22 protein-coding genes and 1 riboswitch are annotated in these 25,621 nt (G+C 58.3%); of the genes, 10 read left to right on the top strand and 12 right to left on the bottom strand.

The genetic code is table 11. The features are described 5' to 3' along the window. Positions 1–320: 320 nt before the first annotated feature. The 5 genes from QP978_RS06305 to QP978_RS06285 all read left to right on the top strand — a co-directional run bounded on the left by QP978_RS06305 (position 321) and on the right by QP978_RS06285 (position 4,316). Positions 321–1,013, top strand: coding sequence for an Rv1157c family protein (locus tag QP978_RS06305; RefSeq protein ID WP_284856978.1), 693 nt, complete (start codon positions 321–323; stop codon positions 1,011–1,013). A 97-nt stretch (positions 1,014–1,110) separates the two neighbouring features. Then, a complete protein-coding gene (locus QP978_RS06300) occupies positions 1,111–1,755 on the top strand; it encodes a ribonuclease FAU-1 family protein (protein ID WP_149420932.1) in 645 nt (214 codons plus the stop codon). 29 nt (positions 1,756–1,784) lie between these two features. After that, positions 1,785–2,396: a suppressor of fused domain protein gene (locus QP978_RS06295; protein WP_149420933.1), complete on the top strand. Its 612-nt coding sequence runs from the start codon at positions 1,785–1,787 to the stop codon at positions 2,394–2,396. A 107-nt stretch (positions 2,397–2,503) separates the two neighbouring features. After that, positions 2,504–3,001: a hypothetical protein gene (locus tag QP978_RS06290; protein WP_049172715.1), complete on the top strand. Its 498-nt coding sequence runs from the start codon at positions 2,504–2,506 to the stop codon at positions 2,999–3,001. 82 nt (positions 3,002–3,083) lie between these two features. Then, positions 3,084–4,316 (top strand): amidohydrolase, encoded by a 1,233-nt coding sequence (locus QP978_RS06285; RefSeq protein WP_284856977.1) that lies wholly within the window; start codon positions 3,084–3,086, stop codon positions 4,314–4,316. Positions 4,317–4,711: 395 nt separating this feature from the next. On the opposite strand, the gene QP978_RS06280 is transcribed toward QP978_RS06285, so the two are convergent. The 6 genes from QP978_RS06280 to QP978_RS06255 all read right to left on the bottom strand — a co-directional run bounded on the left by QP978_RS06280 (position 4,712) and on the right by QP978_RS06255 (position 10,432). Continuing rightward, a complete protein-coding gene (locus QP978_RS06280; protein ID WP_016422383.1) occupies positions 4,712–5,896 on the bottom strand; it encodes an acyl-CoA dehydrogenase family protein in 1,185 nt (394 codons plus the stop codon). Positions 5,897–6,003: 107 nt separating this feature from the next. Further along, complete coding sequence (locus QP978_RS06275; RefSeq protein WP_284856976.1) at positions 6,004–6,849, bottom strand: YdcF family protein; 846 nt, start codon at positions 6,847–6,849, stop codon at positions 6,004–6,006. Then, the gene (locus QP978_RS06270; RefSeq protein ID WP_049193649.1) at positions 6,849–7,364 is read right to left on the bottom strand and encodes a nucleoside/nucleotide kinase family protein; all 516 of its coding nucleotides are present in this window, start codon (positions 7,362–7,364) and stop codon (positions 6,849–6,851) included. Before QP978_RS06270 ends, QP978_RS06275 begins: the two co-directional genes overlap by 1 nt. Positions 7,365–7,383: 19 nt before the next feature. Next, entirely contained in the window at positions 7,384–8,154 is a 771-nt protein-coding gene (locus QP978_RS06265) for an energy-coupling factor transporter transmembrane component T family protein (protein WP_049172749.1), read from the bottom strand. Positions 8,155–8,198: 44 nt separating this feature from the next. Continuing rightward, a complete protein-coding gene (locus QP978_RS06260) occupies positions 8,199–9,815 on the bottom strand; it encodes an ABC transporter ATP-binding protein (RefSeq protein WP_049193648.1) in 1,617 nt (538 codons plus the stop codon). 8 nt (positions 9,816–9,823) lie between these two features. Then, positions 9,824–10,432: an ECF transporter S component gene (locus QP978_RS06255; protein ID WP_048732921.1), complete on the bottom strand. Its 609-nt coding sequence runs from the start codon at positions 10,430–10,432 to the stop codon at positions 9,824–9,826. Positions 10,433–10,589: 157 nt separating this feature from the next. Between QP978_RS06255 and QP978_RS06250 the strand changes: the two genes are divergently transcribed. Beyond that, complete coding sequence (locus QP978_RS06250; protein WP_284856975.1) at positions 10,590–12,641, top strand: DUF2339 domain-containing protein; 2,052 nt, start codon at positions 10,590–10,592, stop codon at positions 12,639–12,641. An 89-nt stretch (positions 12,642–12,730) separates the two neighbouring features. After that, on the top strand, positions 12,731–12,928 hold the full coding sequence (locus QP978_RS06245) for a hypothetical protein (protein ID WP_049172707.1): 198 nt from the start codon (positions 12,731–12,733) through the stop codon (positions 12,926–12,928). Positions 12,929–13,083: 155 nt separating this feature from the next. On the opposite strand, the gene QP978_RS06240 is transcribed toward QP978_RS06245, so the two are convergent. The 3 genes from QP978_RS06240 to QP978_RS06230 all read right to left on the bottom strand — a co-directional run bounded on the left by QP978_RS06240 (position 13,084) and on the right by QP978_RS06230 (position 17,359). Next, entirely contained in the window at positions 13,084–14,424 is a 1,341-nt protein-coding gene (locus QP978_RS06240; protein ID WP_284856974.1) for an alpha-amylase family protein, read from the bottom strand. 4 nt (positions 14,425–14,428) lie between these two features. Next, positions 14,429–15,841 carry a M20 metallopeptidase family protein gene (locus QP978_RS06235; RefSeq protein WP_048732929.1) on the bottom strand — a complete coding sequence of 471 codons (1,413 nt, stop codon included), beginning with the start codon at positions 15,839–15,841 and terminating at the stop codon, positions 14,429–14,431. Positions 15,842–15,976: 135 nt separating this feature from the next. Continuing rightward, positions 15,977–17,359, bottom strand: coding sequence for a M18 family aminopeptidase (locus QP978_RS06230; RefSeq protein WP_284856973.1), 1,383 nt, complete (start codon positions 17,357–17,359; stop codon positions 15,977–15,979). Positions 17,360–17,623: 264 nt separating this feature from the next. Here QP978_RS06230 and QP978_RS06225 point away from each other — a divergent pair, with 264 nt between their 5' ends. Next, positions 17,624–17,821, top strand: coding sequence for a hypothetical protein (locus tag QP978_RS06225; RefSeq protein ID WP_048732933.1), 198 nt, complete (start codon positions 17,624–17,626; stop codon positions 17,819–17,821). A 2-nt stretch (positions 17,822–17,823) separates the two neighbouring features. Here QP978_RS06225 and QP978_RS06220 read toward each other — a convergent pair whose 3' ends face one another. The 3 genes from QP978_RS06220 to thiC all read right to left on the bottom strand — a co-directional run bounded on the left by QP978_RS06220 (position 17,824) and on the right by thiC (position 22,563). Next, complete coding sequence (locus QP978_RS06220) at positions 17,824–19,167, bottom strand: glycosyltransferase family 87 protein (protein WP_284856972.1); 1,344 nt, start codon at positions 19,165–19,167, stop codon at positions 17,824–17,826. A 314-nt stretch (positions 19,168–19,481) separates the two neighbouring features. After that, complete coding sequence (locus tag QP978_RS06215; protein WP_246819314.1) at positions 19,482–20,675, bottom strand: HtaA domain-containing protein; 1,194 nt, start codon at positions 20,673–20,675, stop codon at positions 19,482–19,484. Between the two features lie 181 nt (positions 20,676–20,856). Next, positions 20,857–22,563, bottom strand: a complete 1,707-nt coding sequence (gene thiC / locus QP978_RS06210) for a phosphomethylpyrimidine synthase ThiC (protein ID WP_049193640.1) — start codon at positions 22,561–22,563, stop codon at positions 20,857–20,859. Next, positions 22,562–22,683: riboswitch (TPP riboswitch) on the bottom strand. Its footprint overlaps the gene before it by 2 nt. A gap of 288 nt (positions 22,684–22,971) precedes the next feature. On the opposite strand from thiC, the gene QP978_RS06205 reads away from it, so the two are divergent. Both QP978_RS06205 and QP978_RS06200 read left to right on the top strand, forming a co-directional pair. After that, entirely contained in the window at positions 22,972–23,598 is a 627-nt protein-coding gene (locus QP978_RS06205) for a hypothetical protein (protein WP_246822226.1), read from the top strand. After that, positions 23,595–25,442, top strand: coding sequence for a hypothetical protein (locus QP978_RS06200; RefSeq protein ID WP_069359586.1), 1,848 nt, complete (start codon positions 23,595–23,597; stop codon positions 25,440–25,442). The genes QP978_RS06205 and QP978_RS06200 overlap by 4 nt, the downstream gene beginning before the upstream one ends. Positions 25,443–25,621: the final 179 nt, after the last annotated feature.

The raw sequence follows: 25,621 nt of genomic DNA, 5'->3' as shown, positions 1-25,621 counted from the left end.
GCCATGTGACACATGTGACCAAATGCCATAGTTGTAACCCCACGGGATGAGACTTGACTTCACCCACTTACACGCTGCGAAACACCATTAACCCCACGCGCATACATGAAGTCCCAATTTTCACAATCGTCTCGTCCTACACCAAAAATCACTCTAATTAACTTGCGACACGCGGGAATCCGTGCGTTAATCTCCTGAGAAGATTCTGAACATTTCTTTTTCAAATCTTTCCAATTCACGTTGGAGTCGTTCTAAGATGAGCAACGATTCCGAAAATTTGATTCCGACTCCAATAGCCCACGAATGAGAGGTTCTTCACCGTGGTTTCGACTGGACGCTCCTTCCTGCGCCGTGCCGCAGCGACCTTGGGTGCAGCTGCAATTCTCACTGCGGGCATGACTCCCGCCGCTTCTGCTTCCCCGTCGCTGGACTCCCTGAACATCGCTTCGCCGAATCTCTACGGCAACGCGCGCGACATCATTAACTCCCCAGGCGTTCCTGAGGAAATTTCCAGCGCACTGAACAAGGGAATTGACTTCCTGACTGGTGAGGGCGAGGGCGAGCCGGGCTTCAAGGTTCCGGAAGGTGCCCCGAAGACCAACCAGTTCCTGCTGCCTACTGTTGCCGACAAGTGCATCGGCGGCGAAGGTCGTTCCTTCGGCCTGGCCACTACCGTTCCGGGCCCGGCAGACCTGCCTCTGCCAGGTGTTCCAGAAAACCAGCTTGGCTTCATTTTCACTGGCCTGGGCACCAAGCAGCTGGCTAAGCAGCAGGACACAGAGATGAATGTCTACTGGGTCAACGTTGCTAACGGCAAGTACGGCAAGACCACCCTGGAGAACAACGGCATCAACGCCGAGAAGGGCCCGGGCGCTGTCAACGGCACCGCTGACACGGGCAAGGGCGTGGTCATCGCTGTCATGCAGGGCGGTATCACCACTCAGGAAGAGTCTGGCGCGACCAACTGCAACTACACCCCGACCGCCGGCGTCTTCCCGGTCGGACTGAACTAAGTTTTTCTAGTTCTCCCTCTAGCCCTTTTTGCATCACGTATGCAGAAAGGGCTTTTCTATGCCCAAAAAGGCAGCCCCCACACGTTAAGGTATTCGCATGTCCACTTCACCGGCCACTTCGGCTTCGACCGCGGCAGCTCCTGCACTCTCCCCAATTCGCTCGAGTCAGGACACACATCCTCCGAAAGTCGAGACCTTTGACCTACGTGAAATGGTCAACACCGACCCCAAGGGCTTTCAGCGCAATGTCGATGAGTTCCGAACTCTCACACCCAGCCGCCTTTATATGCGCCGTGGGATGGATCATCCAAAGTTTGGATATCTAGAGTCATTCCTGCTTGCCGACGAAGGGTTGCGCATCAGCATTTATCACTTCCGCCCGGGCGTGAAGGTGGAACACCAACGCTACGTCGATATTGTCAGCATCGACCGCACTGATCCGCAGTGCTGGCGTATGACCGATTTGTATCTCGACATCCTGCAGGCACCGACCGACCCTGAGGCCATAGCTCCCCTACCCGTCGATGCGGCCACACAGATTCGAGTTGAAGATGTCGACGAGCTCGTCGCGGCCCACACTCAAGGGCTGATTAGCGATGAACTCACCGAATTCGCTATCGAGACCACGCTGACTGCACGCGCCGCAATCGCTGCACACGGTGACAACATTGATGCGTGGATGCAGACTTTGAACCTCGATGCGACGTGGGCTGATGCTGTTGAGCTTTCGCCCGCAGCCTAGAACGACCACCTCAACAAGGAGTACCGCCCGTGTTCGATAACTTAACCGGCCCCATTCCTCCCGCCGGCCCTGATAGAAATGCGATTATCAAAGCAGTCCGAGCAGCATTTACCTCCTACTTTGAAGAGTCCAACCCCGGCGAAGCCCAGCTGACCTTCCTTGGCTCTGCGCCACTGAAGATGCTGCGCTTCGGACCTGACACAGACCGGATTGTCACCTATGCAACACTGGGTTGCAGTGCCGAGGCGATGCAAGATCCGTCCGCAATGGTGGTGGACACCAACTCTGGCCCGCGTGCCGAACTCATCTTGCCTATTCGTGGTGGACTGGACGAAGTCATCCGCCCGCTGGGTATTCTTGCCGCTTCCCCAAGCATCGAAGGCCTCGTCCTGACCGAGGGGGCACTTATTGACTTCGGCCAGCCACTGTGGGATCAGTCGCGCTTCACCGGTTTTGTGCTGCTCAAGGCAGAAATCCCGCCGGTCGCGGTGGAGGAAACCGAAGTCACAATCTTCCAGCCGGTCCCGGCCACGACCAACGAATTTGCCCTTGCTCGGGCTAAGGGCGTTGACGAACTGCGTCGCGTGTGGGAAACCCAAGGTGTCGACTTCACCGACCCGCACCGCACCAGCGCTGTATAGAAGTTAGCTTTTGTAGTGGTTGCCGGTTATCTGCTCGTCGGCAAGCGATAAGTGCAACCTAGCAGTGACGTTTCGCGCCGCGATAGCGTGGTTTAGAGTGTGGAGTTATGACAGTCAATTCGGCTAAAGACGTTCCTTTCCATGCGGCGCAGTCCTTTCGGTGGTGGCGGCTGGCGGTATATGTTTACGTCCCAGCGCTAATCCTCACCGTGGTCAGTTCCCTATTGAAATGGGATGCGACTGTTACGGAAGCGACAAAAGCCAACAACATCGAGGTTTCTGCTGCACAGACCAGCTTGGCCGTGAGCTTCGCGTTTGCGATTCTCGCGCAGACGGCAACGGCGATTGCGTGCTGGTGGCTTGCTGGCAAACTCCTTGAAGGATCGACTGCAGCGCGCACGGTGCTGTCCGTGGCGGCGGCAGTTTTTGTCATTAATGCATCAATGACGCTGGTCGGAACGATTTCCCAGGTACGCTCCGGAGACTCGTCGGCCCTCGGTTTGATTACAGCTGGCCTGCTGATTGTTGCCTCTATCATCGCCGCAACTGCAACCGCCCAGTCCTACCGCGGCGAGCGTAACCAGAAGTTCTTTGTGACGACGTAGGCAGCTCTTAGAGGTTTGGGGCGGGACGGGGATGCCTTCCAGGGCCTCCACCGTCCGCTTTAGGTCGGCGTACATTTTAGGTATGCCCACTAATACTGAGAGCGCCAGAAAGATTCTGAATGGTCTCGCGTCCACCCAATCCCAGCGCGAGGAACTGTACAAATATTTCCACCGGCACCCTGAGCTTTCCATGCAGGAGCACAGCACTGCAGACCGGATTATTCAGGAGCTCGAATCTTCAGGTATTTCCACAAATCGCGTCGGAGACACCGGCATCGTTGCCATTATTGAGAACGGTGCCGGGCCGATTGTAGCTATGCGCGCAGACATTGATGCGCTACCGGTGAAGGAGACTTCCGGCAAAGACTACGCCTCCACGGCAACGCAGATTGATGAAAAGACCGGCACAGAGGTCCCCGTCGCCCACGCTTGTGGGCACGACTTCCACCTGATGTCTTTGCTCACAGCGCTGCAGGCTTTCAACGAAAACCTTGATCAGTGGTCTGGCACATTCATCGGTATCTTCCAACCCGCTGAAGAAACCGCCGAAGGTGCACGCGCAATGCTGGCGGCAGATTTGGAGAAGGCTATTCCGCGTCCCGATGTTTATCTCGGTCAACACGTACTAGCTAGCTTGCCCGGCGGTTATGTGGGAACTCGCCGCGGGCCTGTTCTCTCCTCTGCATTCTCGGTCAAGGTCACTGTGCACGGTAATGGCTCCCATGGATCCATGCCGGAGCTCAGTGTCGATCCCGTTGTCTTGGCTTCCACCATTGTGATGCGCCTTCAGACCATTGTCTCGCGTGAGGTAGCGGCCACCGAGACCGCAGTGGTGACCGTTGGCGCGATTCAGGCGGGAACTAAGTCCAACATCATCCCTGACTCCGCAGAGCTGCTCATCAACACTCGTGCCTACAACAGCGCCGTGACCGAACACCTCAAAGAGGCAATCGAGCGCATTGTACGAGCAGAATGTGTTGCTGCCCGCTGCCCTCAAGACCCGGAGTTCACTTACTACGACCGCTATCCCCTCACGAATAATGACGGGGATGCCACGAATACTGTGCGTGAGGCATTCGACGCGTACTTCGGTGAAGAAGTCTCCGACTTGGACGCAGTGGCCGCCTCTGAAGATTTCTCAATCATCCCCGATGCGCTTGGAGTGCCATATACGTACTGGGGGCTCGGCGGTTTCGCGGATGAGAGCAGCGCCGTTGGCAACCACAACCCAGCTTTCGCCCCTGACCTCCAACCCACTCTTGACCGGGGAGCAGAGGCAATCGTTGTAGCTGCCTGTGCTTGGTTGGCGAAATGAGGGTGTGATTAGCGAGGCTGATGTGTGCGGCTGCTGGCGAGCTGGTGGATGGTGTAGTGCCGGACTCGTGCGGGGCTGGAGTGCCGGACGGCCGAAAAACCGGGGGTTAAGCGAAAAAGTAGGCCCCGGCGCACGCCGACCGGACATGCTTCTTGCTACTTAACCCAAAAACTTACGGGCTGCAAATGTGAAACTGTATGAGTTTATGACACTTTGAAGCCGTTTTTCGGGCCATTTCTGTCATAAACGCAGTCAGTAACTCGCATCGCCCCACCGCCGCTGGTCATAAATGCAGTCAGTAACTCGCATTGGGGTTAAGCGACAAATCCTGAGTGATGCGGTGGCATGAAAAAGCCCCCGCCTTGGTAGCGAGGGCTTAGCGTTTACGCTGGTGATTAGCGCTTCTGTGCGTCTGCGAGAATCTGGCGACCTGCGACCATGCGGCAAATCTGGTTGGTGCCCTCGTAGATCTGGGTGATCTTGGCGTCACGCATCATGCGCTCAACCGGGAAGTCACGGGTGAAGCCGTAACCGCCGAGCAGCTGCACGGCATCGGTGGTGACCTGCATAGCAACGTCAGAGGCGAAGGTCTTGGCGTTTGCGGCCATCAGACCCAGGCGAGCGCCGCCCTCAGCGGTGCCACGCTCAGCGTTAGCGGCTGCGGTGTAGACCATGAGACGAGCAGCGTCAATCTTCATACGCATGTCAGCCAGCATGAACTGGGTGTTCTGGAAAGCAGCAATCGGCTTGCCGAACTGCTGGCGCTCCTGCACGTAACCAACAGCGTAGTCGTATGCACCCTGCGCGATGCCCAGTGCCTGTGCACCAATAGTCGGGCGGGTGTGGTCCAGGGTCTCCAGGGCAGTCTTGAAACCGGTGCCCTCTTCGCCGATGATGCGGTCAGCCGGGATACGGCAGTTTTCGAAGTACAGCTCCGCAGTCGGGGAACCCTTGATACCCAGCTTGTGCTCCAGGCCACCGACGCGGAAGCCCTCGTCGTCCTTGTGGACCATGAATGCAGAGATGCCGTTGGCACCCTTCTCCGGGTCGGTAACAGCCATGACGGTGTACCAGGTGGAGCGGCCACCGTTAGTGATGAAGCACTTGGAGCCGTTGAGGACCCACTCATCGCCCTCACGGACCGCGCGGGTCTTCATGGAACCGGCATCCGAACCGGCCTCACGCTCAGTCAGTGCGTAGGAAGCCATTTCACCGTTGGCGATGTCCGGCAGGACCTTGCTCTTCAGCTCGTCGGAGCCCTTGAGGATCAAGCCCATGGTGCCCAGCTTGTTCACAGCCGGGATAAGAGAAGCCGAGCCACAGACACGAGCAACTTCCTCAATGACAATGCAGGCCGCAACCGAGTCCGCACCCTGACCACCGAACTGCTCCGGCACGTGGACGGCGTTGAATCCAGCCTCGTTGAGAGCCTTCAGGGCCTCCTCCGGGAAACGCTCGTTCTCATCGACGTCCGCTGCATACGGAGCAATCTGCTTCTCCGCCAGATCACGGATAACGGCGCGGAGCTCCTGGTGCTCCTCTGGCAGCTGGAACAGGTCGAATCCTGGGGTCAAAGCCATGTGGGTGTTCCTCCCGATTTAATGATTCCGATGTCGTGTTCGATATCGCGCTCTACGCATTTCTACGCAGCACTATCACCGCACGACGTATTTATCTTCGTTCGATACTAGTGGCTAACGCTTCGCTCTACCCGCGAAATTCGTAAAATTCTCGCGTTGCCGCTCGGCGCCCACAGAATAAACTGCGCGAGGAATTCCCGCAGCAGCGATGTCGCCCAGTACCTCAACGGCGTATAGGCCCCGACGACACACCAGGATTCCAGCCCCCGTTCGCGCATGAGCTTCGCTACCCGTGGCGCATGAAAATCACTGGTCACAACAACCGTTCCAGCGCTCAACGCACCGTCCATGCCGCGCATCAATTCGCACGCATAGTCAATGTTTTCCGACGTATTCGTCGATTGGTCCTCGGGGATCAACTCGATGTCGCCGCGCTTTACGACGTCCCCAGCGTTCGCCTCCAACCACTCCACCATGGCGTCCGCTTCGGAGCAGGTGGCATCTGTCACCGCTTCACTGCCGACCCCACCGGAGCAGATGATTCGCTCGGTACGCTCATCACACGCTGAGACTGCTCGCTGTAATCTTCTGGCCAGCAGGGCCGAGGGCCGATTGTTCTTCAATCCGCATCCCAGTACAACCACGGTGTGTGGCGGCAGAGTTGGTTTTTGGGCTGCACATCGAAGGCGAACGGCCTCGAAAACGATCGCTGCGGCTCCTGGTACTGCGAGGCCGGCGAGCAGGGGCGTCGTCAAGCGATGCGATGCGCGAGCGTAGTAGGCGCGGCAGCTGGCCAGTGTCCACGCGGCACCTACTGTGGGAAGAACCCACCGCGGAGGTCTGCGATTGGGCAGGCGTGGTGGGCGTAGCTCCGAATTAGCGGCGACGCGTAGTCCGCCGACGAGGAGCATGGAACCGAAGCCTGCACCGAGGCACGCGAGTGTTTTTCTCATCAGAGCTTCCACGTTAACTGTTCTGGGACGTTGATGGTCCAGTCGACGAGCTGTTGCGGATTGTGCTTCGCCATATGCTGGGATTCCTGCTCGGCCCACATGTCCCAGTGTTCCTCGAAGTGGTCGTCGCGAGCCATGGCACGGGCAAATCGAGTCTGTGTGTCCAGCTCTACCCAGACTCCCCAGGCGTTGCCGTCGCCGATGGCGCGGGCAGCGGCAAGGTTAGCTTCAGTGACAGCGCCGCAGCCTTCGACGATGAGCGAGGAGTCCGGTGGCGTGGGGACCCACTCGGCGAATTCACTGGCGTACCAGTCCCACCGGCGATACCCGCGCTCATCGGCCGGTAGAGCGGGGTTCAAAATGGTCTCCGCAACTGCGGCCGATGCTTTCTGCAGACCGGACCAGCCCGGATATACATCCTCCAAGTGGATAACTGGCCAACCGAGGATACTGTGCAACTTTGCCGAAAAGGTGGTTTTGCCACTGCCGGAACGGCCATCGATAAGCAGAATCATCGTGATCGAAACGCCTTTGCTACGCCACACCCAGGAAGCGGAACTCCCCGGCCCACACGGAAATACCGATTGCTGCGACGGCGATGGCAAGGCAGGCGGCCATGGTGACATAGTCACGCGCGGCCAATGTCGAGGTGTGCCACCACGTACGCTTAATCGGTGCGCCAAAGCCGCGGGCTTCCATGGCTGTAGCCAGTTTGGTGCCGCGGCGCAGCGCGAACACCAGCAGAGCGAACACCTGAGAAATAGTGCGGCGGATTGCGCCGTGGTCACCCAAACCGCGTGCTCGACGGGCTCGGGTCAGCGCCTGCCAATCGCTGATGAATAGGCCGACGAGCCGCAAACTCGCCACCGTTGCCAGCACAAACCGGCTGGGCAGCTTGAGAATCTGCGCCAGCCCATTGCCCAGATCGGTGGGGTCGATATTGGCTGTCAACACGACAACTGGAGTACCGATAGCCAGCACACGCAACATGATCGCGATGGCCAGGGAAATGGAATTATCCGTCACATGCGCAAGCAGGAAGGAGAAATACTCTTTGCCCTCCGGGTTGCCGTAGAGCGCCATCGAGATGCCCGAGATGGGCGCGGCGATAAGAAGTGGCAGGCTGCGTCCTAGAAAACGACGAAAACCCAAACCCGACAGCGGCACCAAGAAAAGCGTGCAGACAAGCGCAACCACTGCGGAGACCCAGTCGATGGAAATCAGCAGCGGTGTGGTGAGCAAGAATAGGCCCAGTACTCTCGCCACCGGGTTGACCGTCGCGAGGAAAGGCTGCTTACTCGAAATGGCGCTCTGCGTACCTTCAGCCGTACCGGCGGAACCGACTTCAGTCACGATTTCCCTCCTGCTTCGCCCTGGCCGCGCGCACCGCTAGTGCGGCTCGGACCGGCCTGCTCCCCTGAACCACGCTGTCCCGGCGCCGCACGGCCTGACCGCTCCGGATGAAACGAATCCATGTCGATGACGTAGTCCCCCATCGCTTGTACCACCAATGGATCGTGGGTAATCGAGATAACAGTTCGGCCGTCGTCAGCAAGCTGGCGAAGCAAAGTGAGCAGCTCGGTGAATGTCCGGCGGTCTTGGCCGAACGTCGGTTCGTCGAGAAGCACAATATCCGGCGCTGTCGCCAGCATTGTCGCCACCGACAGACGTCGCTTCTCACCGCCGGACAGCGAGAACGGATTCGCCTTGGTCAGAGCCGTTAGCCGCAGCCGCTCAAGTAATTCCTCGATGCGCTGATCAGCGTTGACACCGACAAGCTTGGGGCCAAGCTGCAACTCTTCCAGCACTGTGCCAGTGACAAATTGATGCTCGGGGTCCTGGAACACCGTGCCAATCCGAGTAGCCAACTTCTTCGACGGCCATTTCCACGGCGCACTACCGCTGCCGGCCACTTGGACCGTGCCCGCCATCGGCTCAAGCAGGCCGCCGAGCGTCAGCGCTAACGTGGACTTCCCGCTGCCATTGTGACCAACAATGCAGGTGGAAGCTTCAGATGGAATAGAAACGGATACATCGCGAGCAATCGGATCAACATTTTCGCCACCGCGGAACCACGACTTCTTCGCGCCATAGCCGATGTCCAGCCCACGGGTTTCGATCGCGATGTCACCGCTAGGGTGCCCGTCCTGGTCGCGGGCAACTGAACGCGCGTCCGGCAGCGCAGGCGGAGCTCCCGGAATCCACACCCCAGCATCCGTCAGAGCTTGCCCGTGGTCTTCCAAGACCCGATGCGGTGCACCATCGGCAATCACACCTCCGCGGCCCAGCACGATGATGCGGTCGACCACATCGACCCACGCATCCACTCGATGCTCGACCACAATCAGTGCCGCACCGGTCCTCTCCGCCGCGGTAATCGCAGCATCGCGTAGTACCGGCACACCGGCCGGGTCGATGTTGGCCGTCGGCTCGTCCAAACAAATGACCCGTGCGCCCATTGCCAGCACACCTGCCAATGCGAGGCGCTGCTTCTGCCCACCCGAAAGTCTGTGCGTGGGATGATCCAGCGGCAAATCCAGCCCCACCAAATCCAGGCTGGCGCGCACTCGGTTGCCAATCTCAGCTGGGGCAACGCCCAGGTTTTCCGCACCAAAGGCAACATCGTCGCCAACGCGAGCACTAATCGTCTGCGAGTCAGGGTCTTGCAGCACCAAGCCCACCGAACCCCGTGCGGAAGCAGGAGTACGACCTTCAATCAGGAGCTTTCCGGTGGCTTCGCCATCGGAGTCGTCGCCAAGCACGCCAGCAATAGCGGCGAGCAGCGTCGACTTCCCCATCCCCGACGCGCCGAGCAACAGCACCTTTTCACCGCGCTCGATGTCCAGCGTGATGTCGTTCAGTACCGCAGCTTTGCGCCCCGCGTGCCGATATCCGAACCCCCGCGCGCTCACCGCAGGGACATTTCCGCTTGACGACGGCCCCCGCGTCAACGCCTCATCTGTCATCGATTTTCCTAGACGTCGTCGTGCCGCTCTCGCCCGATGGCAAAACGATCCAGCGCTCCAGTTGCCGCCAGTGCCTTAGCCAGGAAGTAAGCCAGCAGACCGGCGAGGACGGCACCCGACAGCGCCGTGGAGATCAGGTAGATGACGTTGAATTCGAAAGTCTTGGCCAGGTTGCCGGTGAAAAGCTCAAAAGTCCACGCGCCGACACCTGCCATGAGACCCGAGATAACCACGGTGACCAGGTTGTAGCTCTTATACGCCAAAATGAGGAACACCAGCTCCGCGCCGAGCCCCTGCGCCAAACCTGAGTACAGGGTGGAGATACCCCACTGGTTACCGATCAGTGCTGAAACCGTCGCTGCGATTACCTCGACGAAGATAGCGGCACCCGGCTTGCGAATGATGTACGCGCCGAGCGGACCACCGAGGAACCACATACCAGCGACCAAACCGCCAAGACCAGGAGTAAGCGCGTTGACTGCTTCATAGCCCGCACCGCCGATGATGTTCCAGATAACAAAAATCAGGCCAACGGCCACGCCGATAACAGCTGCAATGATGATGTCAATATTGCGCCACGAGAAGTTAGCGCGCGCTGCACTCGCCGATTGCGTCATCCCACTTGCTCCTATTTTTCTTTAACTCGAGCGGTATTGCTCAAACATTATTGATGTATTCATTAGCGGCGTATGAAGCCTGTGTCGACACGCCCTAAGCACTAACTTTTGCCTACCCTACCGCGCCCAGCAGATGGCCTAGATAACATAAGGAACCATGACTAAAGCCGAGCGGTCATCTACAGGAGATACCCCAACTGCCCAAACCCCTCATACGCCGACAGTGGGCGATGAGGGGACAGTCGCGGATTCCGCAGTGAAAACTGCCGAGGCCCCTGGTGCTGACAACACCGCTGAGCAGGAAAGTTCTCGCCCATACTACATGCCCACATTGACGTGGGGCGAGAGACTTGACCTGTCTGCGAAGCAATGGTGGCCTCTCATCGGAGTTGTTATTGCGATACAGCTTGTCGCTCGCATTCTGGTGCTGACTAGCCATGGTTTTTACTGGGATGACTTCATCATTGTTGGCCACCTTTACGACACCCCACTGCTGAGCAAGGACTACCTGCTTCAGGATCACGACGGGCACCTTGCACCACTGGCCTTCTTGGTGCAAGGCCTCTATCACCTCATCGCGCCGTGGAACTGGTGGCTACCGGCTATCACCATGGCCGTGATGTCGGTAGTGCTGACATACGCCACAGCTAAACTCTTTGAGCTTCTCACCGGCCGCACGCTGGTATCGCTCTTCCTCATCACGGTCGTCGCCTGGACTCCGCTGATGCTTCCGGGCGACACCTGGTGGTCGGCCGCGGCCAATTCCCAGCCGTTCCACCTAGCATTCGTGGTTTTCATGATTGTCGCCATTCGCACCACTATGCGTCGTTCCTTCGGCCCCCGCCCGTGGGAAGCCGTAGGCCTGTTCGTGCTGCTGGCAGTGGCGCTGGGATTCTTTGAGAAGTCCCTGGCTATCGCACCGATCTCCATGCTGGTTGTCGTCACTTTGGCTTACATGGAGCGCAGAAATATCCTGCAGGTTCTCCGCCGTGGCCTCGTCATCTGGATCCCATCGATGCTGCTGACCGGCGCCTGGGCACTGTGGTACTACTTCGGCCCCGCCGAAACCACCGGCTTCATTTCCGACAAGCTACAGCCCGAACTGTTCTTCAACGGCCTCGGCCAGATTTTTGCCGGCATCATCGGCGGTCCAACAAGCTGGGAACGCTGGGCTCCGGGACAGCCGTTTGCCTCCGCTTCGTCTCAGCTGATTACTCTCGGCGGCATTATCCTGTTGATTCTGTCTGCCACCCTCATCGGCCGCGATTACCGTGGCTGGGCTCCGTGGACGCTATCGGTGGCGTACATGTTCACCACCTTGTTCGCCATCACCCTGTTCCGCTCGGGAGAGAACACCTCTGGCGTGCTGGCGCACACTTTGCACTACTACTCTGATGTCGCGCTCGTGATCGTAATCTGCGTCGCGATCTCCCTGGCTGGACTCCCACCGAAGGACGAGGCGCCAGCGCTGCTACCGGCTCGTACGCACATTCTGATTTGGTCGCTGGGCATCGCGCTGGCTGTCACCTCCACGATTTCCGTGGTCACTTACCGCAATGCCTGGTCTGATGACATCGCAATGGAGTGGATCGGCAACACCAAGGCGTCGCTGTCCGCGCTGCGCGAGGAAGCCGATGCCGCTGGCCCCGACAAGGCGATCGACTACAATCTCATCGACCAGCCCGTCCCCTTCGAAGTTCTCGTGCCCGTCGCCGCTCCGATGAACATGTACTCGCGGGTGTTTGATGCGGTCTCCGATCGCCCGCCGTTTGAGCGCGTCACCGGTCACCCGCGCATGTTCAATACAGACGGTTCGCTTATCGACGCCAAGGTCTCCGAGGTCACCCGTGTCACTGACGGCCCTGTCGAGCAGTGTGGCCATCGCATCACAGTTGGCGAGGACGGCACCGCGTCGGAGGACATCAAGTTGGAGAACATCATCAAGCTCGGTGACTGGGTGCTTGAGTTCCCGGCCACCGCCTCCGAGGACATGGATGTGCGCCTGTCGCTCCCCAATCCTTTCGAGGCTGAAGAGCAAACCCGCGGTGGTTCCACAGTCGTGAAGATGAACAACGATCTGCGACCGCGCTATGTGTACCTCAACGGTGGCGGAAATACTCTCCATGTCGATGTGGAAAAGGCGACTCCGGGGGCAACCCTATGCATCGGCGCGGGGGCGATTGGCCCCTTGGTTCCCGCAAGCCGTTAAGAATCCTCTAAGATATTGCTTTAAGATAATGTGAGAAAAGTTTATTAGCCCCTTGTAGCTATTGTTTTTCCGACAGAGGAGCCACATCCATGCGTAACCGCATCGCCGGCGCTATCGCCGCATCCGCCATTGCCGCAGCAGCCCTGGTCGCTTGCTCTCCCCCGAATCAGGTTGACTCGGACGTGAAGGTCGGCGACCAGGCCAACCCGTCGGAGACCTTCGAGCAGAAGGCCACCACTCCGGCATCCTCCGACGAGATGACCCCTGCTGAGACCGCAGAGATGTAATCACTGCATCTGCGAAAACAGGGGTAGCCAGCAAACATAAACGCAGTCACTACCCCTTGTGCCCACTCATCGATGGGGCACGAAAGAATTACCGCCTGGACATTGTGTCCGGGCGGTTTTGGTTCTCCGGGGCAGCCTAGAGCCGCCTAGAGAGCCTAGGAAAACTCAAATTCCACGTGGTCACCATCACGGATCACCGCGCTGGTTGCGCCGTTTTCCAGGTTCAGCTCGACAACGAGCGAGGGCATCTCGCCGGAAGCTCCAGCCTCACCCGAGGCTCCGGCAGCATCGTCCACGAGCGCCGCGTCGGTTGCGGTCACGCGGTAGCGAAGAAAACCATTGCGCAATTCATCAGTCTCCACGCGAGCGGAGTGCAGCCATGGGAAGCGGCGTCGCACTGCAACGAGCTGCTGGTAAGCGCGGTAGAGATCTGCGCCAAGCGCAGAGAGTTCCTCCGGGCTATCCGGGAACACTGGACGGATCTGGTCGTCACCGCCGATGCGTTCCTCTTTGAGACCGGTATAACCCTGTTCGTCGCCGTAGTAGACCAGCGGCACACCGGCCACGGTAAACAGCACCGTCGCCGCCAGCACGGCCTTGTCGGCCCCTACCTGCGTCGCAATGCGTGAAACATCGTGGTTGCCCACAAACGTCACCGGCACAAAAGACTCCGCGAAGGTGTTATGGCGCTTCAGAGTCCAGTCCAGCTCGAAGAAGTTTTCCTCCTTCAGCGCAGACCAGGTCGCTTTCCACAGCTCGTATTCCGTCACCGAGTCCATGCCGGACACCGACACAATCTCCGCATAGTCACCGTGGATGACCTCGCCGTAGATAAAGGCGTGCGGGTGCTCAGCACGCACTCGCGGCAAAACCTTGTGCCAGAACTGTGGGTCCACTGCGTAGGCCGCATCCAGTCGCCAGCCATCAATCCCCCGCGCCAGCCAGTAATTCATCACGTTGACGACAAAATCAACAGTCGCGTCACTGGTGTGATCGAATTCGACCAAACTCTCATGGCCCTCAAACACCGGCGCGGTCATGTCGCCATCTGAGTGAGTAAACGCAAAGAGCTGTGCTTCTTCAGAGTCAGGGTTTTCCTTCGCGGTCTTCAACGCGGGTGCCTCTGCCCCGATGTGGTTGAAGACGCCGTCGAAAAGCACTTTGATGCCGCGCTCATGGGCAGCTTCGATGACAGCCTTCATGTCCTCTTCGGTACCCAGGCGCGAGTCACTGCGGTAGTAGTCCTCGGTATCGTAGCCGTGGCTAGTCGACTCGAATACTGGAGCCAGCTGCAGGACGTTGAGCCCGAGCTCCTGGACGTACGGAAGCCAGTCAATCAGTTTGCGAATTCGATTGACCGGCGCGGCGCCTCGATCCTTCTCACGGATGGGCGCTCCCACAAACCCCAGTGGATAGACGTGCCATCCAATCGCCCACTTCGACCACTCAGGTGCGGCAGCGAGCGTCTTATTAGGGGCGTTGGGGGTCGTGGACATTGTCCTATGCATCCTCTCTAGGTGCCTGAGGCTGATTGGAATTATCTGATGCCGCCGCCTCAGGACTCGGTGAGGTCTCCCCCGCCGATTCGCTTGACGACGCCCGCGCCTGGCCCGCATGCGACTGTGGCGTGCCAAGGCCTGCCTTCCGCGGCCGTGGAGGCACGGAACCTGCTGCGGGCATGGTCGGAGATGTGGCAGGTCGCTCCGGCGGATGATTCTTCGACGGGTTCAGTGCGTCGAGCGCGATTTGGATTTCCGTGCGCATGCCATTGACCATGGCTCTCTCCACAATTTTAAACTTGGAATTGTGGAGAAAGAAGGGATTACCCGCTTCCGGGCCACCGGTGCCGAGGAACATGTAACAGCCCGGCGCTTCACGAGAAAAATAGGAGAAGTCATCCGAAGGAGCCCACGGATCGGCGGCGAACACCTTGGAGTTGCCAACTGCCTTCGTCGCCGCATGCCAGGCACGATTGACTGCAATGTCGGCGTTGACCACCATCGGGTACGGAATCTGCCAGTCGAAAGTCGCCTGTGCGCCGTGAGCTTGGCAGACGCCGTTGACGACGGCCTCGATACGCTGGCAGACAATCTCCCAGTCGGCCTCATCCACCGAGCGGATGGACACTTCCAGGTTGGCCGTATCCGGAATCACGTTGCCGGCCTCACCTGAATGCAGTGAGCCGACGTTGACGATATTCATGTGCTTCGGATCCACATCGCGGGAGACAATCGTGTTCAGCATGAGAGTCACCTCGCTGGCGATGAGCACCGGGTCAATCGACAGCTGCGGGTTCGAAGAGTGTCCGCCACGGCCACGAATCGCGATGGAGACAATGCCCGACATGGTTGTCACTCGCCCAGCGCAGATTCCCACATGTCCCACCGGATGCGGCGCGACGTGGAAGGCGTAGACCTCATCCAAGTCATCGGCGGCACCCTTGTCGACCAGCTCACGAGCACCGCCCGGCAGCATTTCTTCGGCGTGCTGGAAGATGCACAGCACCTTGCCGTGCAGCTGATCGCGCATTCCAGAGAGCACCTTCGCCGTGCCCAGCAGCATCGCCGTGTGCACATCATGACCACAGGCGTGCATCACACCCGGCGTGCGCGAGGCATACGGCAGTCCCGTTTCCTCCTGAATCGGCAGGGCGTCAATATCCGCGCGGTAGCCAATCACACGGCCAGTGCTGGGGTCGCCCGCTGTGCCCTCGATGACACCAATTACGGACGTCGGAGTCAACCGGTACGTCGGGATGTCCCATTGATTGAGCAGATCCTCAATCATGTCCGAGGTCCTGTACTCCCGGAAGCTCAGCTCCGGATTCTGGTGCAGTTGGCGACGCCATGCCACCGCCTCTTCGATAGGTACTTCAAGGCGGTGCGACGGCAGGGTGTCGTTAGCATCAGTCATGGTTCATAGCATGACAGAAAATAGGCTCCACGACGAGCAGCTACGGAAATTCCCTCACCCATTTTCGCTTCACGACGGCCACAGCGCCCCGACATCTCCCCTGCTAGAGGCGACTTCAGCGCTGCCAGCGAGCTGCTAGTGTCCGGCACCCCAGAAATCCACGGTGAGTTCGGCCAACCACCATGGATCAATCGTGCCGCACATCTCACGCGCCGAGTGCATGGAGACCATCGCAGCTCCGATATCGATGGTGTCGATACCCAGTCGCGTTGCAGTGATCGGGCCGATAGTGGAGCCGCATGGCTTGTGGTTCGCAGAGACAAAATACTGCACCGGCACTTCCTGGCCAATGCGCTTGGAGGTTTCCGCTGCGATTCGGACAACCTCGGCCTGACCAACCGCCGTCGTGGCGTAGCGCTGGTTGGCATTGATCTTTACCACTGGGCCAGCATTGAGTTCCGGCTGGTGCCCCGGCTCGTGTTCACCTGCATAGTTCGGATGCACACCGTGTGCGCCGTCGGCCGAGAGACAGATGGAACCGCGGTAGAGCTGCTGGGTGCGTTCCAGGTCAGCGCCTGTGGCCGCTGCGATGCGGGACAGAACGTCGGCAAGCAGTGGCCCTGCAGCGCCCGTAGTGGAGGCGGACCCGACTTCCTCGTGGTCGAAAGCGACCATGACGGGGATGGTGGTTGACGTGCTCCAGTTTTGGCGGAGCAAGGTCTCGAAGGCAACCAGGGAGGAGTGGACACTGAGCAGGTTGTCGAGTCGGCCAGAAGCCAGGAACTCATCGTGAGCACCGAAGGTGCGCGGCTGCTGAGTGTCGAAGGAAATGAGGTCCCAGGCGACGATGTCGTCGATAGACAGGCCCGCAGCATTGGCGATGACCTGGTACACATCGGTGCCGAAAGTATCCAGTCCGATGATTGGTGCAGTGTGATTCTGCTTGTGGAGCTTCAACCCCTCTTCGTTAACCGCACGATTGAGGTGGATAGCCAACTGCGGAATACGCGCAACCGGGCCAGTGCGAGCAAGGTGCTCATTGCCGCTTTTATCAATTACCCGACCGGCGAACTCAATTTCGCGGTCGGTCCAGCTTCCCAACAACGCGCCGCCGTAGACTTCAACGGCGACCTGCGCATAGCCTGCGGCGGAGGTGCGCGCGTTGGGCTTCACACGAAAACCGGGCGAATCCGTGTGGGAACCCACAATACGGAAACCGGTGAAATCGGCAGCCGGCGTCTCCGGGACGATCCAAGCAACGGCAGCGCCATCGCGACGCAGGACGTAGGCACCGGGTTTACTTGGCCACTGTTCGTGCTCATCGATGACCGTGGCACCGGCTGCACTCAGACGGTCAACGACCTGTTGTGCCGCATGAAATGAGCTTGGCGACGCAGCCACAAAATCTATTAAATCCTCAACGTGACTGAGCGCTGCCGCCGGAACGCTGCGCGATGCCGCGTCCGAGGTATCCGCTGAATCCGGGGACTCAGGGGTGGGTGCCGAAGAAATAGCCATAACCAAACTCCTACTTCACATTTGATTCCGGATTTCATTGTATTGGAGCCCACAACTGACCGTGACCGAGCATTAAGCCGGTCCACAGTGTGATGCAGCTTTCATGTTGGGAACGGTATCCACTTAGTCACTTTTGCCCGTTTTAACTCGATATCGGGCATATTCAGACATATAGTGGCAACCGCATCAAAGAAAACCATTTGAATACAGAACCTCTCAAACCGGAGTCCCGACCGGATCCCGACCACAGAAAGGGTTTATACCGTGAGCCTTGAAAACCTGTTCCCCCGCTCTTTCACTACCAAGCGCGCCTTTTTCTCTCAGCCGCTGCGCGAGGCTCTTACCCGCGACACCAGCAGTGACGCTAACGCAGTCCACTTCGGACACCAGGTTAAGAGCGCCCGAAACGAGATCTACAGCGACATGTCCGCCCGTGACATCGTCTCTATGCTGAGCCGCTAAATTTAGCGCTTCCTCAAGTCGAATAAGACCATTGGCTCTGGCTGAGGAAATTTCAACGTCTCCGCGGCAGCTAATTCACTGCCAAAACCAGCTCCAACCTCGCCTGCATCACGATCGCCGTACCGATGTACCGCAAACGCGTGGCAGCCACCAACAACTAGCATCAATGCCAGCGTCAAGAGCATCGCAGTAATCCCCGAGTACACAAATCCGCCGGTATACGGCGTAGCAGCAATCGGGTTTGTCACAGGGAACGTCAGCAGGACCACTAGCAACGCAATACCGATATACGGCCACTGTCTGGTCAATCGGGTCCGCGCCATGGCGGCCAAACCGAACACAGGCGTGACCAGCATCAACATGTAGTGGGTCCAAAGAATCGATGAGAATGTGGCTGCAATAAGCCACGCGCCGGTGATTAGAAACTCAAACCGGTAGACCGGGTTCAACCACGCAACTGCGGTGACCATCAACACCACGCCAAGCGCAATACACAGTGGAATCGTTTTCACGTGACTCGGATAATCACGCACCACTGTTACTAATAAATCAGGATTGCCCAGGTCTGTGGCTAAAGTCGACGCCAACGACTGATTCGCACCACCGACCAAGACCGACGCACCAATGTCGTCGATTCGGTCAATCCAGTCCGAAATAACCGGCATGTCAATGCGGATAAGCATCCAGATCGCCAGTACCGCCGTGGTGGCCAGCGACCAGAGGGCTGCGCGCCGTCGATAAGCGAAAAAGAGCATCACGGCGATAAGCGCATACGGAGTCAATTTAATGGATGCGACGATGCCGAGGACGATGCCCGCGAGCCAAGGACGAGTGCGCGAGGCGGCAAGCCCATAGGCGACGCCCGCGACAATCAGCGGTGTCGTCTGACCAATCCAGAACGAATTAAGAGTGGTCGGCAGGGCGAATACGCATGCGGTAACCAGCGCTGCGATACCCCAGGGCATGGTCGACCGAAACCACAGGTGGTAGGAAGCTGCGACCAGGACCACGACGGCCATTCCGGAAAGAAACAGCAACCAAGCAACCGAGGTTTCAAAGCTCATGACGTGGGATATCGCTCCCAGAGCCTTTGCAAACAAAGGGTTTTGCACAAAGGGATGCGTAAATGGCGCAGACACTTCCTGCGCCAGGCGTGGCCAGACCTCTCCACTCATGGCGGTGAAATCGATTGGATCGGCATCATAGAGATGGGACTCAAGTCCCCTGTCCATCAGTAGCCCGCCCACCCAGAGCGACGCCCAATCGTCCGGCTGGGTGCGGCCATTCCAGGCCAGCAGCGAGGCAAGACCACCGAGCAGCGAGACCAGCATAAGAGGCCAGCTCATCACAGGCGATTGCGTCAGCGCAGGGACCTGATTGGGTTTGCGAACCCATATTTTTCGCGAGGCCCGCGACGGAGACTCCGCAACAGCACGTTGCGACTCCGCAACCTGTGACGATGCCCCATCCTGTGACACCGGTCCTTCTGCCCGACTATGCCGTCCCACGTTCCTCCTCATCGCTGGTAAGCGCCTCTATCTAATGTAGTGATTCCAATACGGCAGTGGTTACAACCCCACAAGAACCCGCAAGGTATGACGGCTTACTTTGAACGAAGTGCCAGGTGGACAACAATTGGCGGCCATGATGACCGGAGGGACTACCGGAACTGCGAGATAGTGCCGATGGTCGTGATCAGCTGATCGCCATCACTGTTGACAACAGCGGCTATGGGCATACGCTCCATCTCATCCGGACCGACATCGTAGCCCTGCGAGACCTCTGCCGTAATAATCTTTCCGGTCGGGCCGTCCTCAATGCGCGGATTACGAACGACCACATGAACCAGACTAAACTTCGCGGTGAAGTGAACTTCTCCGCGGTAGCTCTCCCCTTCGGCATCGCTGTTGTCATTGTCGCGGGTGAATGAGACAACACCGTCCTCAGGCTCTAGAGCACCGTTCTTAGCAGTGACTCCGCCACCCAGTGCGCCGAATACCTTCTCCAGCGCAGATACAGAAATTACTAAATCCTCGCTGGAGGGAGCCGGGGCATTCTTGCCCGGAGCATCCGAATAATTCAACGGAATATAGATTTCCTCGGCCTCATTAATAGAGCCGGCTGCCGGGTAGACGTAAATACCCCAGTTTTCACCAGCTGGGGTCTCTGGCGGGTCAACAACAATGCGGGCTTCAAAACTGCCGTCATCTGTCATCGGGGTAGCCTGACGAGCGATAGAACGCCGCATATCGACGCCCTGGTTCGGTATGGCCTCGAGAGTTCCGGCCGGCGTGACCCAGGCAATGTTGTCGTGTGGATGTTTCCGCGCCGAAGACGGAGCACCTTCACTTGGCTTCCACGAGTCTGGGAACGCACTGTAGAGAACGTAAACACCATTGGGCACACCCGGAGGAATTGGAAGCGGGTAACCACCACGGTTGGCCGACGGATTGAAACCACTGCCGCGAACAATAAGAACATCGCCGCGATGAACCGTGGCACCTTCAGCTGGTGTGCCGTCCTCAAAAGTGACAGTAACTTCCGGGGATTCGACATACTGTGAATCCTGCGGCTGGAAGTTCTCCGCTGGATTAATCACATTGGGAAAATTGTCCGGCACGATTGGCTTCGCAGTTTCAGCCATTGCCGGGGACACAAACGCCGAAAGAACCATGGCGCCGGACAGCGAAACCGCAGTCGCAGCTCTGCGCGCACCCCGCCCCACCGGTCGACGCACGTCTTCTCCAACCGTGGATGATTCAGAGCTGAATGAACGGCGAGTGTTGCGAGTGTTGCGAGCACCTGCGAGATGGCGGTGGGAATTATCGAAAGTCAGGAATCTCAGGCTGTGCATATAAGCAATGTACACCCCACTAGTTAGGTTTACCTAACGCCTTTATGAAGGTGCGCCTTACCCTCCCCCGTTTGAGGCTCAACACTGAGGCCGGCAGAAATAGCTGAAAGCAAAAGAAAACCGCGGCCAAGCCCAATAGAGCTCGACCACGGCTTACTTCAGCAGCTTCTAAGACAACCAGCTACTCCGCGGTAATCGGCAGGTAGACGCGGCTCCCCTGATCAGCGAACTCCTGGGACTTCTCAGCCATGCCGGCCTCGATCGCTTCAACGGAGTCCAGGCCGTGTTCCTTCGCGTAGTCCTGTACATCCTTGGAAATACGCATGGAGCAGAACTTCGGACCACACATGGAACAGAAATGCGCAGTCTTTGCCGGCTCTGCAGGCAGAGTCTCATCGTGGTAATCCAGCGCAGTGTCCGGATCCAGAGCCAGTGCAAACTGGTCATGCCAACGGAACTCGAAGCGGGCCTTCGACAGCGCGTCGTCACGCTCCTGAGCGCGCGGCAGCCCCTTCGCCAAGTCGGCGGCGTGCGCGGAAATCTTGTAAGTAATCACGCCGACCTTGACGTCGTCGCGGTTCGGCAGCCCCAGGTGCTCCTTCGGCGTGACGTAGCAAAGCATGGCGGTGCCAGCCTGCGCAATGATTGCCGCACCGATAGCCGAGGTGATGTGGTCATAGCCCGGCGCGATATCGGTTGCCAGCGGGCCGAGGGTGTAGAACGGAGCTTCCTCACACCACTCCTCTTCCCACTTCACGTTGTCGGCGATCTTGTGCATCGGAACGTGGCCTGGACCTTCAATCATGACCTGACAGCCGCGGGACTTAGCGATCTTGGTCAGCTCGCCGAGGGTGCGCAGCTCAGCCAGCTGGGCTTCATCGTTAGCGTCGGCAATGGAGCCCGGACGCAGGCCATCACCGAGGGAGAACGTGACATCGTACTGCGCCAGAATGTCGCACAGCTCAGCGAAGCGGGTGTAGAGGAAGCTCTCCTGGTGATGCGCGAGGCACCATGCGGCCATAATCGAGCCACCGCGGGAAACAATGCCTGTCACGCGGTTGGCGGCCAGAGGCACATAGCGCAGCAGCACACCCGCGTGAACGGTCATGTAGTCCACGCCCTGTTCACACTGCTCAATGATGGTTTCGCGGTAGATTTCCCAGGTCAGCTTGGCCGGGTCACCCTTGACCTTCTCCAGCGCCTGGTAAATCGGCACCGTACCAACCGGCACCGGGGAGTTACGCAGAATCCACTCGCGGGTTTCGTGAATGTCCTTGCCAGTGGACAGGTCCATGATGGTGTCCGCGCCCCAACGGGTTGCCCACACCATCTTCTCCACCTCTTCAGAGATGGACGAAGTCACGGCCGAGTTGCCGATATTTGCGTTGATCTTGGTGGCAAAACGCTTGCCGATAATCATCGGCTCAGTCTCCGGGTGCTTGTGGTTGGCCGGAATCACGGCACGACCCGCAGCGACCTCTTCGCGCACAACTTCCGGATCCACACCTTCACGAGCGGCGATGAAAGCCATCTCCGGGGTGACAATTCCCGCACGCGCCCATGCCAGCTGCGTCTTGACCTTCGGTGCATCCTCAGAGCCCGCAACCGCCGGCACTGCCGGAGCCTTCGGCCACGAGTCACGAGTCTTAGCCAAACCCTCCTTCAGGTTCAGCTTCGGGTTTTCCTCGGTGTAGATACCCGAGGTGTCGTAAGCATCGAAGTGAGTACCGTCCGTCAGATTGATTCGACGAACTGGAATCCGCAGGTTCGCCTCACCGAAATCGTTGCTAAACGCAACCTCGTCGTAATGCTTGTTACTGCGGTAAATCGGGCCAGTTGTAACCTCGCCCTCTTTCGGCGGAGCGGATACAGATACACGTGCGGCCATGAAGCAACACATCCCTTTCCTACGCTGGTATTACCCAGATTCAGGTTCGTCCGGTCGACGCTCGATTCCTAGCGTCCTCTCAGTGCCGGAATTTCGGTTGGCACTCCCGTGGTTTTGTAATGCGCCTCATAGTCTAACCAATCGTTCGGATTACTTCGGTCATTACACCCACGTTTGCCGCCAATGCTTAACGACGGCACGGAGAACACACCCTAAAGGTGCAGGTTGCGGCTGTGCAGCGGCGCTGTTTTTCGCGGCGACCGCGTTGTCCACACCCCTAAAAAGTTATCCACAGTCGGTCTATTTTTTCGGCTTCTCAGCAAGCGCAATTGTGAACGCGGTGTTATATCTTTCTCACACAAATTCTTTGGGGAGGGAAAATTGAAAAAGGCGACTACTGCCGCCCTAGTGTCAGCACTTCTATGGGGAGTAACGGGGACTAGTTGCGCATCGACCGAGGCATCCGGCGAGGACGTTCAACCTGTCGGCGACAATGCGACAACCATCACTACTGACTCGGGCGTGACGTTACCTGCGGGTGTGCTTCCACCCAACAATCCGCCGAAGCCCGGTGATGCTCCACTTGGTCCCGATGGGCACTACAACTACGACGCACCCGAATTCGTCCTGACCAATCCGTGTGACGACCCTGAGATTATGGGGCGCTTAGACAGGCTGGGGTTCCGGGAGCAGACGTACATGGAGGGCCGAATCGAAGGTAATAAACAGATCGGCTGCGTTATCGAATCCGACGCTTCCGGCCTGCTGAGCATCTGGCATGCTGCGGTCGCTCATTCACAACTCGAACGCTACAGTGCCGAGCCTTTGGCTCATCACAAAGGGATTTTCAATTGGGTGACATTCACTCAAACAGAACCGCTAGGAAGTTCCGCCTGTATTGCTTCTGTCGAAACAGAGCAAGGGGCCCTCGGATTCGTTATCGACACAACCGGACAAGATAGCCCTGACCCACAGCACCAACTGTGTGCTCCCGTAAATGAGCTGTTAATTGATTACTTGGGGGAAGAATCATGATGCATGCCGTAATTCCAACAATCGACTCTGCAATCCAGAAGTTCAGTATTACGAATGTTCTAGCAAGCGGTTCCAGATTTATGCAGCCCAACTTGGCCGGCTACTCACAGGTTCCGTCACTCCAGCTGGTGGCGACAGAACACAGTCTCGCAATTTCCGGCAGTACGGGAAGCTCTGCCGCCGTCGGATTGTCTCTGGGCAAACAGCTCACGTGGGCGCAAACAAATCTCGCTGACTTCCGTCGCGTGATTACTGAGCACGAATCCACCATGAATCGGATCCTTCGAAGCATTAACCCGTTCAATGGTGACGGTGCTTCCATTGCCGAAGTAGCGCGAACAAGCGGTGTATTTCAGCGTCGGCCAATGTTTGAAGCTGGAAGTCTCACTTTCGCGCCAGTCACACTTTCTGCGGAACTCGGTCTTGATGCGAAGTCCCTACTATCCATGTTTTCCTCGACAAACGACGGTGCCGTAGCCGAGGCAATCGCCTACTGGAACAACTTCGCCGAAACTATGACCACGTTGGCCAGCAATCTAACCTCCATCTCATCCGGCTTGGTGTCGAGCAACAGCGGTGCTGTCTTCTCTGCTGCTGACTCAACAATGAAAGGTCTGGCCGCACGCGCAACCAGCATCGCCACCGCATCTGAGGTCATGGCCGGACACCTTGCCGTTTTGCCGTCCGTTAAGGCAATGGCCGTCAATGCACTATCTGCGATTGAGGCCGAGTCCAAGGCACTCCCAAACCCTGGCGCGCAAAAGGCTTTTGAACAGGCCGAGGTAGCAGCCTTTCTCTCTGGCCCGTATACCGCACAGCTACAGACCGCTATTCCTCGAATTCCTAACCTGGTTTCTGCCGATGCCGGAAGTGGTGTGACTGCCGAGGTTTCCGTTGGGGCCACAGTCGCCGGGCGTTCTGGAACTAGTCAGTTCGGTCTTTCGCCTGCGGGGATGACTGGAAGCATGCAGGCCGCCAGCGCACCAGTTGGCGCCACCTCAACTGTTCCGGATTCTCCAACACCACAATCCACAGCCGCGAGTGCTCCCGCTCCTTCGCAGGCTCAACCGAGCACTTCGACTTTGTCGAACCCTACTAATCCGTCTGCTACCCCTGTGCACCCCGCATCACCTAGCAGCCCAACGAGCTCCACAATCTCGCCAACTTCCCCGACCGGTACATCAGGCATGGCTCAATCGAACGCGGCGAATCCAGCCATGGTCGCTCCTTCGGGCGCGAGCGCCCCACTTCAACGCACATCACCGCAAGCATCTTCACCTTACGGAGTTCACGGCAACCGACCGGCTGGCTCCCTCGGTGCAGGACGCACTCCGGGGCTCACACCAGCGGGCAATATCCCGCCCCTGCCGTCTTCTGGAAACGCAAGCTCCCGCCCACCAGCCTCGGGAGTTCTGACTTCGAGCCCCAGTCGTATGCCAGCACCAACAGCGGGTCGCGGGATGGGAACCGGCTTGGGTGTCGGGGTAACTGGTTCTGCCTTGCCAAACACCTCGAATAGCACTGCACAGCGCGGAAGTGGATTGATGAATTCCCTAATCAGTGCGCGCAACAGTGCTACTACCGGAGCTACGGGTGCTGCTGGCGGAATCGCGGGTACCGCTGCTGGAAACCGTGGTGCAGGGACTTTCGCGGCCACCACTGCGGGCAACCGTGGCGGACTGCTCCAAAAGGACTCCGCACCGTCGGCACGCAAACTGACAAATGTGGCCACCATCAGGGATAACGATGCCGGCGCTTTCGAGCAGAACGAATACCAGAAGGAGCTTTTCGGGGATGCGCCAATCACTATCCCGGCGGTGATAGGCCACAACGTCCGAGCGTAAAGCTCCGAGCGTAAAGTCAGCGCGTCCAAGCTGATCTTTACCCGCTCGGGCGCCACGGGGGATCGAACGGCGTCCGTGAATTCGTACCTCAACAACGCCTTCAACTTAGACACTTTTTCACCGGCCCTTTGGTCGGGATTGGCGTACTTTTGTTGAAGGTCTAGGCCTAAATCGTCGCT

The sequence above is a fragment of the Corynebacterium sp. MSK035 genome, from assembly GCF_030232615.1.
Taxonomy (GTDB): Bacteria; Actinomycetota; Actinomycetes; order Mycobacteriales; family Mycobacteriaceae; genus Corynebacterium; species Corynebacterium jeikeium_D.
Note: the sequence above shows the minus strand (reverse complement) of the source record. Positions and strands in the feature narration are given on the sequence as shown.

What these genes read in the sequence shown, in the direction of transcription:
- QP978_RS06300 (WP_149420932.1), top strand. Translation starts at nt 1,111, where the DNA reads ATGTCCACTTCACCGGCCACTTCGGCTTCGACCGCGGCAGCTCCTGCA.
- QP978_RS06290 (WP_049172715.1), top strand. Translation starts at nt 2,504, where the DNA reads ATGACAGTCAATTCGGCTAAAGACGTTCCTTTCCATGCGGCGCAGTCC.
- QP978_RS06285 (WP_284856977.1), top strand. Translation starts at nt 3,084, where the DNA reads ATGCCCACTAATACTGAGAGCGCCAGAAAGATTCTGAATGGTCTCGCG.
- QP978_RS06280 (WP_016422383.1), bottom strand. Translation starts at nt 5,896, where the DNA reads ATGGCTTTGACCCCAGGATTCGACCTGTTCCAGCTGCCAGAGGAGCAC.
- QP978_RS06275 (WP_284856976.1), bottom strand. Translation starts at nt 6,849, where the DNA reads ATGAGAAAAACACTCGCGTGCCTCGGTGCAGGCTTCGGTTCCATGCTC.
- QP978_RS06270 (WP_049193649.1), bottom strand. Translation starts at nt 7,364, where the DNA reads ATGATTCTGCTTATCGATGGCCGTTCCGGCAGTGGCAAAACCACCTTT.
- QP978_RS06260 (WP_049193648.1), bottom strand. Translation starts at nt 9,815, where the DNA reads ATGACAGATGAGGCGTTGACGCGGGGGCCGTCGTCAAGCGGAAATGTC.
- QP978_RS06255 (WP_048732921.1), bottom strand. Translation starts at nt 10,432, where the DNA reads ATGACGCAATCGGCGAGTGCAGCGCGCGCTAACTTCTCGTGGCGCAAT.
- QP978_RS06250 (WP_284856975.1), top strand. Translation starts at nt 10,590, where the DNA reads ATGACTAAAGCCGAGCGGTCATCTACAGGAGATACCCCAACTGCCCAA.
- QP978_RS06245 (WP_049172707.1), top strand. Translation starts at nt 12,731, where the DNA reads ATGCGTAACCGCATCGCCGGCGCTATCGCCGCATCCGCCATTGCCGCA.
- QP978_RS06240 (WP_284856974.1), bottom strand. Translation starts at nt 14,424, where the DNA reads ATGTCCACGACCCCCAACGCCCCTAATAAGACGCTCGCTGCCGCACCT.
- QP978_RS06235 (WP_048732929.1), bottom strand. Translation starts at nt 15,841, where the DNA reads ATGACTGATGCTAACGACACCCTGCCGTCGCACCGCCTTGAAGTACCT.
- QP978_RS06230 (WP_284856973.1), bottom strand. Translation starts at nt 17,359, where the DNA reads ATGGCTATTTCTTCGGCACCCACCCCTGAGTCCCCGGATTCAGCGGAT.
- QP978_RS06220 (WP_284856972.1), bottom strand. Translation starts at nt 19,167, where the DNA reads ATGAGCTGGCCTCTTATGCTGGTCTCGCTGCTCGGTGGTCTTGCCTCG.
- QP978_RS06215 (WP_246819314.1), bottom strand. Translation starts at nt 20,675, where the DNA reads ATGCACAGCCTGAGATTCCTGACTTTCGATAATTCCCACCGCCATCTC.
- thiC (WP_049193640.1), bottom strand. Translation starts at nt 22,563, where the DNA reads ATGGCCGCACGTGTATCTGTATCCGCTCCGCCGAAAGAGGGCGAGGTT.
- QP978_RS06200 (WP_069359586.1), top strand. Translation starts at nt 23,595, where the DNA reads ATGATGCATGCCGTAATTCCAACAATCGACTCTGCAATCCAGAAGTTC.